The sequence below is a fragment of the Levilactobacillus yonginensis genome (assembly GCF_964065165.1).
Taxonomy (GTDB): Bacteria; Bacillota; Bacilli; order Lactobacillales; family Lactobacillaceae; genus Levilactobacillus; species Levilactobacillus yonginensis_A.
In genome coordinates this window covers 904042-920508 of the sequence record NZ_OZ061549.1, presented here as the reverse complement: position 1 = coordinate 920508, position 16467 = coordinate 904042, and the positions used below count along the sequence as shown (strand labels likewise).

Sequence of the window (16467 nt, the reverse complement as noted above, 5' to 3'; positions counted from 1 at the left end):
TAAATGCAAAATCCACGAAAAATTGGACTGATCACGCTAGCTGTTTTGATTGTTTTGGGCATCGTTGGTGGCGGAGTTGCTTGGCAGCAGCAACGACAAAAGCAAGCACAGCCACGAATCGTTGCAACCACCTACGCGATTGTTCAGATTGCGGATAAACTGAATTTACCGTTGGTCGGGGTACCGACGACGCAAAATAAATTACCGAAGCAGTACCAACACGTAACTAAAGTGGGGAATCCCATGAATCCGAGTGTTGAAAAAATCACGTCGTTAAAACCAACGGCGGTGTACTCGGTGACGACACTGGATGATCAGTTTGGGAAAGCCTTTAAGGAACAACATGTGGCGCCACATTTTCTCAACCTAGCTAGTGTTGCTAGTCTTGAAAAGACGCTAACTCAGTTGGGAAAAACCTATAATCGACAATCAGCTGCTGCTAAGCAGGTGCAGCTGATCAAGCGGGCTAAACAACGAGCCCAACGGCGGGCTGAGAACCGGCAAACGCCACGGGTGCTCGTTTTGATGGGGTTGCCTGGTGCCAATTATATGGTAGCGACAAATCACTCTTACGTGGGTGATTTGGTGCAATTGGCTGGCGGTAAAAATGTGTTTGCACAGCCAAAGCAGGAATACTTACAACCGAATGAAGAGGCTATTCAAAAGGCAAATCCACAGGTGATCTTACGGTTGGAACACGCCATGCCGACAATGGTTACCCAACAATTCAAGCAGGAGTTCAAGCAAAATGGTATGTGGGCCAAGACCGCGGCGGTTAAGCAACATCGCGTCTATGACTTGCATGAGCCGACCTTTGATGCCACAGCGAATATGAACGTGGTGGCGGCCTTGAATCAGGTTAGCCAGTGGTTGTATCCGAAGGGGGCGACCGCATGAAAAAGTACGCAGGCTGGTGGTATAGTGGGGTCCTGACCCTGTTGTGCATCACCATCTTGGTGGCTTTAATGGTGGGCACCACCTGGATTAGTTTGAGCCAGCTGGGAAGAATTGCGGGGGCGCCGGCCAGTCGTGATTTTACGACGGTCTTTTCCTTACGGGTTCCTCGGATTTTAAGTAGTTTGATTTGTGGAGGGAGTCTGGCAGTTGCCGGTGCTCTTTTTCAAGCAGTCTTTCGCAACCCCATTGCTGACCCCAGTATCTTAGGTATCAGCTCGGCAGCTGACTTCTTCAAATTAGGTGGGGCGATGCTGATTCCTTGGTTACCTGGACGTTCCTGGGTGATGGCCATTCTGGGTGGCTTGGTAGCGCTAGTGATTTTAACTAGCGGTAAAGCCCTCAGCAATCCGTATCGCCTGATCATTGTCGGGGTGGCGTTAGATGCTACGTTTGTCGGGTTACAACGATTGTTGAGTAGTGGGGCCACTCAGGTTAGCCAGAGTACCTTCAATGCCATGACGTGGACAGATACGACGATTCTGCTCATTCTAGGGGGCTTAGGGCTCTTTGTAGCACTGATACTAGCACCCTGGGCTAATTACCTTAAACTACCCGATGATGCTCTTAGAAACGTTGGTATTCCCGTTAGCGTTCTTCGGTGGAGTTTGTTGCTTTTAGCGACCTACTTAGCTACAAGTGTTACAGCCATTGTGGGGGCTATTCCCTTTGTCGGAATCGTAGTGCCTAACATTGCGCGGCATATCGTGGGGCACGATTACCAAACACTCCTGCCATTTTCAATGCTGGCAGGTGCTTGGTTGATGTTGGCTGCAGATACGCTGGGGCGGACGGTCATTGTGCCCAGTGAAATTTCAGCGGCGACAATGATGGCTATCATTGGTGGGCCGTTCGTTATAATTCTCTTACAACGGGGGCGAGTTCTACATGGAATGTCAACACATTAGTTACCAATACCCCCAGCAATCAACGGGCTTAGTGGACCTATCTGGCCATTTTCCTAAAGGTCAGGTCACAACGATCATTGGTCCCAACGGTGCAGGAAAATCGACATTACTCAACATTTTGGGTCGGCGGTTGCAACCACAGCAGGGCACAGTGTTGGTGGCTGGCAAAGATAGCCACACCTTATCTGATCGCCAGTTTGCTCAGCAAGTGGCACTAGTGGCTCAGCAGCATGAGTTATTTGATGAATTGACGGTCCGTGAAGTGGTGGCGACCGGCCGATTACCTTACCACGGGTTACTATCCCAGGTCCCCGCTGCGGAAGTGGCTCCGTACCTCAAAGCTAATGGGCTCAACGACCTGGCGGATGATTTGATTCAAAACCTATCGGGGGGCCAGCAGCAACGGGTTTGGTTAGCTGCAGCGTTAGCCCAGGAGCCGCGGGTACTTCTTTTGGATGAGCCGACGACTTACTTGGATGTGCACTATCAACAAACATTAATGGGGCAACTCCGGGATTTGGCAGCGCAGGGGATGACGGTGGTTCAAGTACTTCACGACATTAACCAGGCTTTTCGAATCAGTGATTGGCTGTGGTTATTGCAGGACGGTAAGTTGATTAAAAGCGGGACGCCAGCTGAATTAAGGACAGCGCCGTTGTTGGCGCAAACGTTTAAGACAGCAGTAGAGATTGTTGAGGTACCGAAGTTAGGCCCCTATATTGTGCAGCTACCAAAGTGACCGGTGAGCTGATGAACTTGAAATAGCAGTTATTTAGCAAACCATTTTAGATGATAATTTAGAGGGTGGTGAGTATTTGTGCTCATCATCTTTTTTTGCTAGAAAAGCATTTGTCGGGACTGATTAGAAATCAAGGCGAACGTGAGCGCGGTAATCGACATAAATAAAGCGCATGATTTAGGGCTATCGAAGTTGGCTAAACGTCAGTAGTCGAATTCAAATTGCGTGCAAAATTAGAATAAAAAAAGAGGTCCAATTCGAAAGTGAATTGAACCTCTGAAAAGTCCCGTGATCAATACCGGTTAACCAAGTGGCATAAAATCCAGTCCCTGACTGGGGGGTGAGCCATATCTAGCGGCCGGTAAGGCGGAGACTGCCTGCATTTAATGAACAGTTAATCAATCGCTGATTTTATCTGTTCAATACGTTCAAATAAAATACCGTCACGCAGACCAGCGTTAGAAAAGGTGATTTGTTGTGAGTCTAACAAACGCATTAGTAGAGCCACGGGAATCAAGCCACCAATGATGATGTCGGCCCGGTCCTTGGAGAGTCCAGGAACCTTTTTTCGTTCGGCCAAGTTGAGACCAAGCAACTGGGTAAGGGTGGCGTACACGTCGTCCGCCCCCAGCTTGTAGCCATGGACGTCTTCAAAATTCAAGAAGTTCTTGTTCCGCCGGTTGATCTTGGCTAACGTTCGGTTGGCACCGCCTAATCCGATGACGGGGAGGTTCTTAGCCTCGTTTAACCACCAGACGTCGTTGAAGACGTTGTTCACAAAAGTCATCGCTGAGAAGAGTGAGTCGGCCTGAACCTTATCACTTTCCAAATAGGCCTGTGACAGGGTCACTGAACCTAGCGGAATTGAGACAACGTGTTTCATTTGTCTGTTTTGAACCAGAATGAGTTCAGAAGAAGCGCCACCAGTGTCGACTAGCAAACCGTTGATGATCGGCAGCGTGTGCACGACCCCCAGGTAGTCGTATCGGGCCTCGGTAGTTCCAGAGATGACGTCGAAAGTAAGACCAAGTTCATCCTTGACCAACTTTAAAAATTGTTTTTGGTTGCTAGCCTGGCGAACAGCAGCCGTAGCCACCGCCTTGATTCGCGGAGCGTCTAATTCAGCGTAGATTTTTTTGAATTCTCGCAGGGCTTCCAGCGTGCGGTCGATAGCTTCAGGTTGTAAGACCTGTTCGGCTCCCATATTTTCCGAGAGACGAACGTAGCGTTTGACCTGGTTGACTGTATTGGGGGTGCCAGCCTCGTCAATTTCACTAATGGTCATACGAACCGAGTTGGAGCCTAAGTCAATAACGACTAAATTTTCCATTTATTCAATACTCCGATCAATGGGGGATTTGGGTTGGTTCTTGGGACTGAGCATCGGTTTGAATTGGCGCGGCGCATTTGTTTCCTTGGTCGGTCGGGCTGTATTCGCAGCGGTTTTTTGCTCAGCTTGCTGCATGAATTCTTCCTGCGCATCCAGTGGTTCTAGCCCCCGCCGGTCCACTCGGGTGAACGTCCGGTCAGGCATTAGGACACGCGTCTTGACGTTATCATGCCAGAGCGTTGAGAAAATGTCAAAAACTCGTTGTCGGAGGTCGTCCTTCAAGATTGGGAAGAGCAGCTCCACCCGCCGGTTGAGGTTTCGTGTCATGAGGTCGGCACTGGACAAGTAAACTTGTGGATCGCCAGCGTTGGCGAAGCCGTAAACCCGACTGTGTTCTAGAAAGCGACCGACGATGGAATGGACCTCAATATGTTCGCTTAACTCGGGGATGCCGACGTTTAGACAGCAGATGCCCCGGACGATGAGTTTGATTTGGACGCCCGCATGGGAAGCTTCGTAAAGCTTAGCAATCATGGCGGAATCCGAGAGGGAGTTCATTTTCATCTCGATCCAGGCTGGTTGACCACTCTTGGCGTTCGCAATTTCCTGATCAATTTTGGACACGATGAAGTCGCGAATTCCATCGGGAGACATGTGAAGTTGATGAAAGTATGGGGGTTCTGAGTAACCGGATAACATATTGAAGATGTTTGAGGCATCGATTCCCATGTCAGTGTTAGTCGTCATGAGGCCCAAGTCAGTGTAGAAGTGGGCGGTGACGTCGTTGTAGTTTCCAGTGCCCATGTGCATGTAGCGCCGGATACCATCGGGTTCCCGCCGAACGATTAAGGCTAGCTTACAGTGGGTTTTCAAACCGATTAGACCGTAAATAACGTGACAGCCCATCTTTTCCAGTTGTTGGGCCCAGTGGACGTTATTTTCTTCATCAAAACGGGCTTTGACTTCGACCAGAACGGTGACCTGTTTACCGTTTTGAGCGGCGCTTCCGAGGTATTTAATAATGGGTGAATTAGCCGAGACCCGGTATAGAGTCATCTTGATGGCCAGAACACCATCGTCGCAGGCGGCTTGGCGGATCAGTTCAGTTACTGCTGAGAAGGAATCAAATGGGTGATGGACTAGTACGTCGTGTTGCCGAATGGTCTTGAAAATGTCGTCATCGTGCTGGAGGCCAGGAACCTCGGCTGATTTAAAGGCGGGGTAGCTTTCCTCGGCGTGCCCGCTAATTTGCTTGGTAAGCTTGCTGAGAAAGGTCAAGTCGATGGGGCCACCGATTTCGTAGACGGCATAGTCGTCAATCTTGATAGCGGCCGTCAAACGTTTCCGCAAGGACTGGCTGATGCCAGATTCTACTTCCAAACGGACGGCACTTCCATGTTCCCGTTTTTTGAGTTGGTGTTCCACTTCTTTTAACAGGTCAGACGTATCTTCTTCGGCCACATCCAAGTCCATATCCCGGATGACCCGATAATTGGCAGCTTCCTTGACTTGATAGCCAATGAAGAGGTTTCCGATGAAGGTTTTGATAATATCTTCCAACAGGATGAAATCGTTGTCAGCACCAGGAAGTCTGACGGTTCGAGGGAAGATTTCAGGTACTTGGACTGTGGCAAAGCGCCGGTCTTTTTTATCACCATTTTTGAAGAGCCGCATGGCAATGTTTAGGGTGTTATTGCCAATGAACGGGAAGGGCCGGGAGCTGTCGACTGCCATGGGAGTCAGTGCCGGTGAAATTTCATCGTTGAAGTATTTCTCAATAAACCGGGCCTGCTGGGCAGATAAATTAGCTGGTGTTAATAAGTGGACGTTCAGGTTCGCTAGCGCCGGTAACAACATCCGATTGAGGGTCGAGTATTGTTTGATCACCTGGTCATGGGCCTTCGCGTTGACTGCTAGTAATTGATCCTCGGCAGTCATCCCGGACGCATCAGGTTTAGGGTAGTTAACAGCTGCCAGTTTAGACAGTGAGGCGACGCGGACCATGAAAAATTCGTCAACGTTACTTTGCGTAATTCCTAAAAACCGGACCCGTTCGAGTAGTGGGTTTGCTTTGTCACGAGCTTCTTCAAGAACCCGATCGTTAAAGTCGAGCCAACTGAGTTCTCGATTGGTATAGTACTTGGGCTTTGTAAAATCCAACGTCATTTGTGTAACCTCCTTTGTTTTAAGACGGGCTGTAAGCCAAAGACATCCGTGAAGAATTCGGCCTTAAAATTAAAGGCCCATCGGATGAGGGAAAGTTCGTCATCGCTGTAGACGGTGATGATCACTTTGTTGGTTCGCAGGGAAACTGAAATCTTCTGAATGGTTTGTTGGTGCGCATCATCTAGCGCGTCGGCCAACCGTAACATGGCGGAAAGCTTGGCCACGGTCAGTCGTTTTTCGGGACTCAATAAGCGGAAGTGGGCAAGGTCTTCACCAGGCGTGCGGGTGCTGTGGTACCGGGACACTGCTGCGATAATCTGAATTTCTTCAGCGGAGAGTCCGAGCATTTCGGATTGTTTAAGGACGTAGTCTGAATGAAAATAGTGCTCATGCGTGTCAATGAATCCGCCGATATCGTGGACGATGCTGGCGACCTGAAGCAGAAGTCGGTCTCGACTAGTGAGGTGGTGCAGAGGTCGCAGTTGATCGAAGAGGTGTAGGGCAAAGCGGCGAACAAGTTCCATGTGTTGGGGTTCGACCCGATAACGCCGGGCAAGATCGTCAGCGGCTGCCAAAATTTGGTTTTCAAAGTGATATTTGTGGTAGCCGGCCGCAATTGCGCGGTCAGTGGTTAGGCCCTCTAGTACATTAAGATTGACTAGGTGGAGCTCCTTAGCGTGGACCACTGTCAGAAGTTTTTTAATCAGTAGAACCACCGGGAGAATAATTTCGACGTTTTCTTCACTAAGGTGGAGGCGTTCCATTAAAAATTGGTTGGAGGCCCCGGCCACCTCGTGAGCAAATTTAGAAAAATCCTTGAGCGTCAAGGTGTAACTGACTTGACCACGGGGGATAAAGTAGGTGTTGAGTGGTGAGGCGCCAATTAAAATGACCTCGTTGGGCGTCGTTTGCAGGCTGTCTGGCAAGAAACGGTAAAAGTCATCGACCTTGCTATTAATGTAGTCGTCCAAGACATCGACAGGATTGGGTGCAGTGGCTCGTAAAGTTTGGAGCACCTCTTTGATACGGACCGGCCCCAGCTTCATGTTGTGGGAAGCGACCAGTGCATCGTGAGCAAAGAAGGATAGTGTGGTACTGCCAGAGTTCATCCCAATAATGGCGGCGTGGTCTTTAACCAGGTCGTGATATTGATCAAAGTGTAGGGCAATCGCTTCATTACGAACAAAGGATTCCTGTCCGAGTGACAGCCACTTGATGTGGAGGCCGGTCCGAACGAAGAGTTGATCACGAATGAACTCAGCATTAGGTGCCGAAGAGAGTGCTTGTGACCCCCATAATTCGTAATGGGTGACGCCATAGTCCTTAATGACTTGCATGAAACCTCGTAAAGCTTCGGCGGCATCTGCCACATTTTTAAAGTTGATTTCTTCATGGTTGTAAATATTTTCCCCAATAGCGACAGTCGACTTGACCCGTTCCGTTTGGGTGCCGGTCTTTAAGTTCACAATCGACAGTTCGAGACTGGAAACATTTACAAGCATTGCGCCAAAATAATCGTCAGCCATAAAATCATCTACTTTCTGAGTTAGTTTTTAATCGGTGAACACCTGATTGTCCATGATGACCCGTTCCAAATGTTTTTCGGTTCGTTGGTTTTCCGGAGGAAGTTGCAGGTAGTTCCCGTACATACGTGTCAAAATGTTAGCATAGTCCGCTGGTACTTGAACCGTCAGATGCTCAAACGGAACGGTGGTTAGGTTGGTGACCTCCGCAACGGTCAGTACCTCTTTGGTGTAGCTGTACTGTGAGGCCAAATTCTTAACCTGTGTCAGTTGTGACTGTGACTGATACTGCGTCATGACTGCCTGGCGTTCAGCTTTAAGAGAATGCGCCTCGGCTAATTGATCCACGTTCAGTGGATTTTGTAATTTTCGTAAAGGGTTATCGACCAGATGATAGCGCAACTGGAAGAGCAAACGCGTATTTAGAATCTGAAATTTAGTGAGCTGTTCACGTTGCGCGGTGAGATCGTCTGGAATGCGGTCCAAAGGGAAAATGTCGATGAAGATACCTTTGCGTGCGTTGTTGACATTATTTTTTTCTTCAATGTAAGTGTTACGATCCAACAATTTAGCGTAGCTGAGTGCGTAATTTTCGTCGCTTGCAGGTGTTTGGAGAAAATAGTGCGTACCAGCCAAGGCAGTGGGGGCGGCTGCTAGGAATTGGTCGTAGTCAGCGCGAAGCAGACCAACGTCAACGTCGTCATCCCAGGGGATGAACCCCTGGTGTCGAATCGCACCTAGGAGCGAGCCGCCCATTAAAAAGTAGGGTAAGTGCAGATCGTCACAGAGGTGAATAAACTGTTCCAGGTTACCCAGCTCAACTTGATGAATTCGATCAATCAATTGCGGCATAGAAGTGTCCTTTCGGGTACAAAATTAGTGATACGGGCTCTTGATGGTGTGATGTGGATCAAACTTATAAAATTATTTTCGATTGGGTCATTTTTGATGAAATTTTAAGATGTTGCCTTGATAGAGTAGTCGTAATGGTTATGGGAGGTAGACGGGGTGGTGGTCAGCAGTGTCAACGATATTATTTGGCGGTTCTTGAGCCAGGTTACATCGGAGGCAAGTTTGGAGTCATGTGGTTCATACACAGCTCACCGTCCCTCGCAGCAGATTGCCACTCCGTCTACTGGAAGCTACTACCAGCCCACGGAATTGTTAAGTTAGTTTAAAGGATAAGTGCTTTGGTGAACGGTCTGGTTGTGGGTATCCCTGAAGATTACCGTAATTGTCTGATTACCTTTAGGCTCAAAGGTAGCCAGGCCAGTGACCGTCTGACCGGGCTTTACCGGCATGACGGTGCGATTGAGTTTGTTGTTATCCTGAGTTTGACTAGTCGTAAATGCTAGGTTCCCTGTCCCCAACTTTTTTCCATTCTGGGTGGCACTGACCGCTGATTGCCATAGGTCACTAGGTACGACATCGCGCGTTCCGTTGTTGGTTACGGTATAATAGAGAACAAACAGGTTCCGGTTGGCGGTGGCGCTAGCAGTAATCTTGTTGGCAGTCAGCTTGAAGGCCACGTCTTTAATCGTGAAAGTTTGATTGGCAAAGATTGCCGTCTTGGCTTGCGTGTGCGAACTGGTTGCGCTACTGCTGTGATTATTAGCTTTATGTGATTGGCCGCTACGCTTGCTGGTAGCGGGTTCCTGTTGACTGGATGGTTTAGTTGCTCCAGATTTGTTGACCGTACCGCAACCGGCTAGGAGCAATAGACTACCGATTACTGTGATAAATTTTACATGTGACATCATGCATTTTCCCCCTCTGTTAGCTTACCTATATTTTAGCATAGGTTGGTCCAGACCACCGGTTATCTAGCGCGAAAATGCTGGTATTTAGTGGGCGTAAATGCTAAGATAAAAATCGTATTTTGAGAAATGTAGGTGGGTAATTATGGTTGAGCAAGAACAACCTCTGTTGGACGCTTTTATCGACGTCTACATGAATTCACTCAAGTATTTAGACGAGTTTGTTTCAGAGCCGGCTAAAGAGTTTCACTTGTCGTTTGAGCAATACCTGATTCTGCGGGATGTTACCCGTAATGAGCACGTGACACTGATGGATATTGCCAGCAAACGGCAGGTGACCCGTAGTGCCATCTCACGGCAGATCAAGGTATTGTTAAAACAGGGATATTTACAGCAGCGACCGGATGAAAATGACCGGCGGCGGCTGTATTTGTTAACGACGCCCGAGGGAGCCAAGGCTGAACGGGTTATCCGGCAGCGAATTAATAAACGCTTTCAGGGATGGGTCGACGTGTATGGCAACGACCGCGCTCGGCAAATCTTGCAGTTTATTCAAGACTTTAGTCAAGTGACACGGATGAAAAAGTAGTGAACGGTTTAAGAGAGTAAGTGCCACGGGCTAAGCGTGGTGGTAAGAAGGAGATTGGAGTCAATGAGCAAAAAGCGCATGAGTAATGAGGAAGCAAAGCGCTGGCGCAAGATTGTCTTCATGGATGATGGCCACGATGACAAGCGGGCGTCACGGCGTCCACGGCCCTTTGTGTATGGAGAATCTACACAACGCTCGTGGTGGGAACGACTAAGAGAACGTTTCAGCCGACGCTAACAAAAAAATGGACCACACGATCCTAACTGAGTTAGGGAGTGTGGCCCATTTTTTTCGGACTAATTATTCAGTCACTGCAGGAACCGGTGAGAACTCCTTAACGAGTTCAACGTGAACGTTTTCGCTACCCCCCAAGAGTTTGGCAACTGGACATCGCCGCTCAGCCAAATCAACCATTGCTTCAGCGGTTTCCTGGTCAACACCGGGTAAGCGAATCTGAGCGGTTACGTAAAATTGAAAACCGCGCTGATCTCGAGCCATTTCAACAATTGTGTGGACTTGGGAAGTGTGGGGCAAGTCGCGGCGTTTTTCAATTGCTTCCAGCGTGGCATTTAGGCAGGTGCTAAGCGCCAAACCAATGAATTGTTCAGGATTTGCTCCTGGTTGGTCATTGAGCGGGGTACTGGTCAGCACGTCCAGTCCACCTGGAATGAAGGAGTGACTTTCGAGGCCGTCATCATTGACAGCAACGGTTCGATATAGCGGTGGAAACTTTTTACGGTCAATGGCCAAATAGATCAACTTCCTTTCTGGTATTTACCTTTAGATTACGCTGCTTTTGAACAAAAGACAACGAATTCGCTGTATAAATGTAAGGGCTTTCTATGGAGCTAAACCACTGACTGTTGACTGATTAAACTGTTGCGCAAAGTTAAGGAATGGCTAGGGACCAACCGGTTGCACTAGTTACCTATACCAATTATATAATGAACTGTCAACAAATCACCCGTAAATGGATTTACAAGCTATTGATAATAGCGTCGTGGCAGGCGATGCAAGTAAATGGGTTTATGTAAATTTTTTGTATTTTTTATTCATTTAGGGTAGACCGGCTAAAATATTTTGTTATAATATAGGGGACAAGTAAGAGAACACTGGCGATTAGAGTTTGGGGGAAGCCAAATGTTAACGGAAGAGTTGTCAAACGAACGTAAGAAGTTTCAGATGATCAGTTGGCGAGCACAGCAACACGGTGCCCAGGTAGTCGAACGTGAGATGATGACCCGGTTTACGGCAACAATTGCCGAACAGGAGGCCATTATCGCTGCTGCTCAACGTCGTGAAGTTTCATCGGTTAGTTAGTCCAGTACAGATACTGAGGTTCAGAGTACAGTCACAGAACGCGCTCATGGTAGGCTTGGGGCAACCAAGGTCGATGAGGGGGCAATAGGATGAAACATCCAGTGATGTACTATCTATATTATTTTGGCGGATGTTTATTTGTCGGAACAATGGCGCTGGTTATTTATCACATGATTCATCTGTGGTTGGTTGCCAGTCAAATGTAGAGACGTGATTCTCATTTTTGGGGAATCCAAGCATAAATAACTTAAACAATCCCATCACCCGGCATGCGGCAGGTGATGGGATTCTTGGTTTAAAAAAAAGCTAGTTACGAATAGACGCAACCAGCAGAATAGAAGTATGTGTACGGCTTCAATGGTGTTAATAATGGCAAAATGTCAATTAACTCCTCCAACGATTGAAGTTCCATGGCAGGCTCTCACCTGAATATGTACCTACATTATAACGTGGTGAGCAAGACCTGTAAACCGTAAAACACAAGATTCTTTTAAAAGATTAAAGTTAGTAAAACGAGAAACGTCAGTAATGCCGGCATTCCTTGTAGCCAAAATATCTCCTTTTTAACGGTGAAGGCACCAAAGAGGGCCACGATGACGACAAAAATCATTAAAAGTGAGCTAATGATCAAGCGGGGTTCGGTGGTCAAGACACGTTGACTGGCTAAAATCAAGAAACCCAGCATCCCGTTGTAAATTCCCATATTACCTAAAGCGGCCTTTGCAGGGGCCTGTTTAACGAAGCTGAGGGGCATGCCAAATACCTTGGCCTGAGTTTCGGGTTTTCCCCAAATCTCTAGGCACATGATGAATATGTGCTCGAGACCGATTAAATTAATTAAGATTGTACTGATTAAAATCATAATTATTGCCTTCTTTCTAGCGATTAGTTATAGTATAACTCAACGGTGTGGGTCATTACTCTTTGAATGACGAAATGTTTAAAACTTTAAGCTAACTTTTAGTTTGGCGTGTAGAATAACTAAGTGAGGATGTTTTTCTCAGGGGAACTCGGTTCATTCACGGGGAGAACGGCACAACAACAGACTTTTTGAAATTTTGAATGGAGGAATTACCCATGAGACTCCTAGACTTAACAGGCGAACAATTCGGCAGACTAACGGTTATTCGTCGTGACGGTACCGCTAAGAACGGCAACGCAACCTGGTTGTGTAAGTGTTCTTGCGGTAACTTAGTGGCGGTGGACAGCTACCGCTTACGCCATGGTATCACCGTTAGCTGCGGTTGTTATCGTCGCGATATTAGTAAGGAACGGTTAACCAAGGATCCCCGGACTCGTAAGCAAATCGGCAATGCCATGAACCTCCCATTGGTGAATGGCTCCAACGTTGCTGCTTTGACTAAGATTAGTTCCCGAAATATTTCTGGTGTCATTGGTGTGAGTTTTGATAAGCGTTCTGGTAAATGGGCCGCGCGTTTATTTTACCACGGGCGTTACATCTTAAACCAGACCTTTACCGATTTCTACGATGCCGTTGCGGCACGTAAACAAGCGGAACAACAACTGGCTAAGAACGACGATGTTCAAATGAAAGCCTCCGCTGAAGGCTAATTCAGCAGATTAACCAGCAAACAATAGAAGCCAAGTGGTCGATCCTGCGGGGTCGGCTTTTTTGGTGGATTGATTGACGTTGCCGGGACCACCCGGTATATTGAACGTAATCAGGTTCTAGAGAGGAAGAGGAAAGATGGATTATCGTGAAGAAGCGGATACTTTGGGAACAGTTAAGGTCCCAGCCAAGGCTCTGTGGGGTCCTCAGACGGAGCGTAGTCGTCACAACTTTACGACAGGACCGTTGATGCCAATGGTCCTGATTCGGGCGTTGTTACAGCTTAAGCGGGCAGCGGCTATTGCCAACCGGGACTTGGGAGAGATTCAAACGGCCAAGGCCCAACTGATTATTCGGGCCACGGAGGACCTGTTAAATTTGTCTGATAGTCAACTGCAGCAGGACTTTCCACTGCGGGTCTATCAGACGGGGTCCGGCACGCAGACGAATATGAACGTCAATGAAGTGATTGCCCATCAAACCATGACGTATGATCCGACGAGTGGGGTTTTACCCAATGATGATGTGAATCGCGGTCAGAGCTCTAATGATACTTTTCCAACCGCGATGGCCGTGACGTCAACCGTGGCCGTTACTAAACTAGTTACACAGTTGGATACGTTGATAACGGAATTACAGACGAAGCAACAGGAATATTGGCAAGTAGTCAAGATTGGGCGGACACATTTGCAGGATGCCACGCCGTTAACCTTTGGTCAGGAAATCAGTGGGTGGGTCAGCACTTTGCAACATGATCGTGATTACCTAACCTCGTTAGCACCGACGCTGGGGGAATTACCAATCGGTGGGACGGCTGTTGGGACGGGATTAAATGCGGCTCCCGGATTTGCCGCCGCAGTAGCCGCCGAGCTGAGCCAAGCCTATCAGCAGACGTTTACTGCGGATACCAATAAATTTTTTGGATTAGCCGCTCATTCCGGCTTAACCGTCGTTCACGGGGCTATTCGAACGCTAGCCGGAGACCTATTGAAAATTGCCAACGACATTCGGTTCTTGGCCAGTGGCCCGCGGGCTGGCTACAATGAATTAAACATTCCCGCCAACGAGCCGGGATCTTCAATCATGCCTGGCAAGGTCAATCCCACTCAAGCAGAAGCACTGACCATGGCGGCGACCCGGGTGATGGGCAACGATGTAACGATTTCCATGGCGGCTTCCCAAGGAAACTTTGAACTGAACGTTTATAAACCGGTAATTATTGCCACTTTCTTGGAGTCGACGGACCTGTTGAATGGAACAATTGCCAGCTTTACCACCAAATTGATTCATGGACTCACTGTCAATGCGGATCGGATGACGGAACTGGTTGATCAGTCCTTGATGACGGTGACAGCGCTGTCCCCCCATATTGGGTATCACGCTAGCGCTGAAATTGCTCAGCAGGCCGAACGAGAGGGGTCCACGTTACGAGCTGCTGCTATCCAGTCTGGGAAAGTGACTGCGACTCAGTTTGACGAATGGGTCGATCCCTTAGCAATGACGAATAACGATCGAACTAGAAGCTGATCGTTTAGGCAATCTAGTGGGTTCTTGTGCCTTACCGTTCGCCAAATTTGGACTGGAACGTGGTGGGAAGGACGGGACAAGCCAAAGGACGGTCTTGTCCCTCGCTTGAAGCCGCAAAGTACGTCTTCAAGTCGCCATTTTCAAGAAAATCACTTGAAAATCCCACGGCTGAGTCCAAATTTGGTTCACTCCCGGCTACCCAGTGGCGCGCCAATAATATTGCGTAAGTGCTGTCATTCAGGCATTTAAGCTAGCTTAGTTTTCAAGAACCCGTTTAACCTAAGGTGGTCAGAGGTGGAGCCTGCTGTGTCGACGGTGTTAGCCGATTTTCGGCTTACAGCGTGGGACGTATTTGGAGACTGGTGGTTTTCCAGGCTTCAAACCGAGCCGAAGGACCGCTTCTCAGGCCGTAGGCGTTCCCCACAGCGGGCGGAATATCTGAGTACCGCAGGTGGCTGGGTGAGGCTAATTTTAAGTAGGAGAGTCAAATTTAATTGGATTTACAACGGATAGTGACCTGATTGCGGGTCACTATTTTTTTGCCGTTATTTTCAGGTATACTGCGATTACTTGTTTTTTTGAAAATAGGTGTGACCTTTTGCCAACTCGTTCGTTATCACTAGTGAAAGGGGGCAGACATGCGCTTACAGGCTTATGAACAGCTGGTCGGTGAACTAGCAGTTGAAATTCGGGGTTACCTGATCAACCGGGGCGCTGATCGAGAGATTGCGGCTGACGTGGTGCAGGATGTATTTGTTAAATTATTGGAAATGCAGTTAATTTTACCACCCGATAAATTACGACCGTATATGTATCGGGTGGCCTGGTCAACGTATCTGGACGGGTATCGTCGGCGCCAGCGTTACGCCGATATTGTTCAAAATTACTTACGACCAATGCTGGAAACTGTTGGTAATATACCGATTGAGACTGGTTTGGCATTAGCTTTGACACGACTGTCCTCGCGGGAGATTTCCTTATTGTTGCTCCGCTATGAAGAGGCTTTATCCGTAGCGGAAGTGGCCGCGCGGTTGGGTGTGCGACCAGGGACGGTTAAGATGCGGTTACATCGTGTTCATCGCAAACTAGAAAAAGTAATGAGGAGTGACGGGGATTGAACGAAGGAAAAAAGTTTCGGCGATTGGCACTACGGGTAAAAATCTTTCGATGGATCGGTACGGTTATGATTGTCCTAGTTGTGCTGATGTTGGTGGCCCTCGGTAGTTATAAATTAACGCAAATGAAGGCAGCCAATGAGTCTAATGAACAGATGAACTACCTAGAAATGGTTTCACAAATTATGGCGCCTAATATCCAAACTAGTGAGTTGCGGTTGAAGGATACTTCCCTGCTTGGGGGACAGGTTTTTAACCGACGATTCAAGGATGTCGAAGGCGTTCACGTTCCCTGGTCATCGCTTACGGCAACGTATTCCTGGTTGTACGGTTCACATATCTCGGGGAATATCAACGCTGTTGAGTCCAATGGCACTAGTGGTGCCGTCTATGATCAGGAGACCCAGCAAAAAGTACCCGTGTTTTACAATCCACGTTTAAAAAAAGCGGCGGAAAAGCCAGCTCACGACCTACAAAAAATTGCGAATCAGCGACATGCTGTGGTTGAAATGGGGGTTACCTTCAAGGAACCACTGAGTTACGCTGCCATTCAACAACGGCTGCCAAAAGGCGTCCACCCCGCCTGGTATTGGATTGGGGTGGAGAAGAAGGCCGACCCAACCTTTATGGATAATAATTTGTTTGGCTTGAATGTTCAAAACGCAGCCGGGACACTGAATGAGGATGATTATCGGGGTTTTCATCAAGGCTTAGTTTATGCCCATCAGCATGACCTGGGTTTGAGCTATGATGACGTTAATATTTTCAAGTTTGCTGGTCAGTACGCTAAACAACATCCTAAATTACGGACGGCCAAGTTTGCTGGCCTCATCGTTACGGGAAATAGCGAAGCTTTTAAGCCGTTGCTAAAAGCGACTTGGATCGCCAACAGTTCAGTTGGCATCTATCAGACCCGTAAACCAGTAAAATGAGTATTCAATGAGAATTTCTTGACTTTTTACTCATCAA

The 16467-nt window shown here is 48.1% G+C and carries 17 protein-coding genes; 10 read left to right on the top strand and 7 right to left on the bottom strand.

Translation table 11 applies throughout. The annotated features are described in order from the left end of the window. Positions 1–3: 3 nt before the first annotated feature. The 3 genes from isdE to AB3Y94_RS04545 are packed head-to-tail and all read left to right on the top strand — an operon-like array spanning position 4 to position 2601. Positions 4–897, top strand: a complete 894-nt coding sequence (gene isdE / locus AB3Y94_RS04555) for a heme ABC transporter substrate-binding protein IsdE (RefSeq protein WP_367295217.1) — start codon at positions 4–6, stop codon at positions 895–897. Continuing rightward, entirely contained in the window at positions 894–1862 is a 969-nt protein-coding gene (locus AB3Y94_RS04550; RefSeq protein WP_367295216.1) for an iron ABC transporter permease, read from the top strand. Before isdE ends, AB3Y94_RS04550 begins: the two co-directional genes overlap by 4 nt. Continuing rightward, positions 1843–2601, top strand: a complete 759-nt coding sequence (locus AB3Y94_RS04545) for an ABC transporter ATP-binding protein (RefSeq protein WP_367295215.1) — start codon at positions 1843–1845, stop codon at positions 2599–2601. Before AB3Y94_RS04550 ends, AB3Y94_RS04545 begins: the two co-directional genes overlap by 20 nt. 394 nt (positions 2602–2995) lie before the next feature. On the opposite strand, the gene ppx is transcribed toward AB3Y94_RS04545, so the two are convergent. The 5 genes from ppx to AB3Y94_RS04520 form a co-directional block, all read right to left on the bottom strand. Beyond that, positions 2996–3931, bottom strand: coding sequence for an exopolyphosphatase (gene ppx, locus AB3Y94_RS04540; protein ID WP_367295214.1), 936 nt, complete (start codon positions 3929–3931; stop codon positions 2996–2998). Continuing rightward, complete coding sequence (locus AB3Y94_RS04535) at positions 3932–6091, bottom strand: RNA degradosome polyphosphate kinase (protein ID WP_367296481.1); 2160 nt, start codon at positions 6089–6091, stop codon at positions 3932–3934. Positions 6092–6093: 2 nt separating this feature from the next. Continuing rightward, positions 6094–7623 carry an exopolyphosphatase gene (locus AB3Y94_RS04530; RefSeq protein WP_367295213.1) on the bottom strand — a complete coding sequence of 510 codons (1530 nt, stop codon included), beginning with the start codon at positions 7621–7623 and terminating at the stop codon, positions 6094–6096. Between the two features lie 27 nt (positions 7624–7650). Beyond that, positions 7651–8472 (bottom strand): phosphorylcholine transferase LicD, encoded by an 822-nt coding sequence (locus AB3Y94_RS04525; protein ID WP_367295212.1) that lies wholly within the window; start codon positions 8470–8472, stop codon positions 7651–7653. Between the two features lie 317 nt (positions 8473–8789). After that, positions 8790–9380, bottom strand: coding sequence for a DUF5067 domain-containing protein (locus AB3Y94_RS04520; RefSeq protein ID WP_367295211.1), 591 nt, complete (start codon positions 9378–9380; stop codon positions 8790–8792). 142 nt (positions 9381–9522) lie between these two features. On the opposite strand from AB3Y94_RS04520, the gene AB3Y94_RS04515 reads away from it, so the two are divergent. Further along, a complete protein-coding gene (locus tag AB3Y94_RS04515; RefSeq protein ID WP_125681981.1) occupies positions 9523–9966 on the top strand; it encodes a MarR family winged helix-turn-helix transcriptional regulator in 444 nt (147 codons plus the stop codon). A 63-nt stretch (positions 9967–10029) separates the two neighbouring features. Beyond that, a complete protein-coding gene (locus AB3Y94_RS04510; RefSeq protein WP_367295210.1) occupies positions 10030–10203 on the top strand; it encodes a hypothetical protein in 174 nt (57 codons plus the stop codon). Between the two features lie 63 nt (positions 10204–10266). On the opposite strand, the gene AB3Y94_RS04505 is transcribed toward AB3Y94_RS04510, so the two are convergent. Next, positions 10267–10716: an OsmC family protein gene (locus AB3Y94_RS04505; protein WP_367295209.1), complete on the bottom strand. Its 450-nt coding sequence runs from the start codon at positions 10714–10716 to the stop codon at positions 10267–10269. 390 nt (positions 10717–11106) lie between these two features. Between AB3Y94_RS04505 and AB3Y94_RS04500 the strand changes: the two genes are divergently transcribed. Continuing rightward, positions 11107–11286, top strand: a complete 180-nt coding sequence (locus AB3Y94_RS04500; RefSeq protein ID WP_125691531.1) for a hypothetical protein — start codon at positions 11107–11109, stop codon at positions 11284–11286. A gap of 490 nt (positions 11287–11776) precedes the next feature. Here AB3Y94_RS04500 and AB3Y94_RS04495 read toward each other — a convergent pair whose 3' ends face one another. After that, the gene (locus AB3Y94_RS04495; RefSeq protein WP_367295208.1) at positions 11777–12148 is read right to left on the bottom strand and encodes a DUF1304 domain-containing protein; all 372 of its coding nucleotides are present in this window, start codon (positions 12146–12148) and stop codon (positions 11777–11779) included. A gap of 215 nt (positions 12149–12363) precedes the next feature. On the opposite strand from AB3Y94_RS04495, the gene AB3Y94_RS04490 reads away from it, so the two are divergent. The 4 genes from AB3Y94_RS04490 (at position 12364) to AB3Y94_RS04475 (ending at position 16430) form a co-directional block, all read left to right on the top strand. Next, the gene (locus tag AB3Y94_RS04490; protein ID WP_125681973.1) at positions 12364–12858 is read left to right on the top strand and encodes an alcohol dehydrogenase; all 495 of its coding nucleotides are present in this window, start codon (positions 12364–12366) and stop codon (positions 12856–12858) included. A gap of 136 nt (positions 12859–12994) precedes the next feature. Further along, a complete protein-coding gene (locus AB3Y94_RS04485; protein WP_367295207.1) occupies positions 12995–14383 on the top strand; it encodes a class II fumarate hydratase in 1389 nt (462 codons plus the stop codon). 638 nt (positions 14384–15021) lie between these two features. Beyond that, positions 15022–15501: an RNA polymerase sigma factor gene (locus tag AB3Y94_RS04480; protein ID WP_367295206.1), complete on the top strand. Its 480-nt coding sequence runs from the start codon at positions 15022–15024 to the stop codon at positions 15499–15501. Continuing rightward, positions 15498–16430: a sigma factor regulator N-terminal domain-containing protein gene (locus AB3Y94_RS04475; RefSeq protein ID WP_367295205.1), complete on the top strand. Its 933-nt coding sequence runs from the start codon at positions 15498–15500 to the stop codon at positions 16428–16430. The genes AB3Y94_RS04480 and AB3Y94_RS04475 overlap by 4 nt, the downstream gene beginning before the upstream one ends. Positions 16431–16467 lie beyond the last annotated feature (37 nt).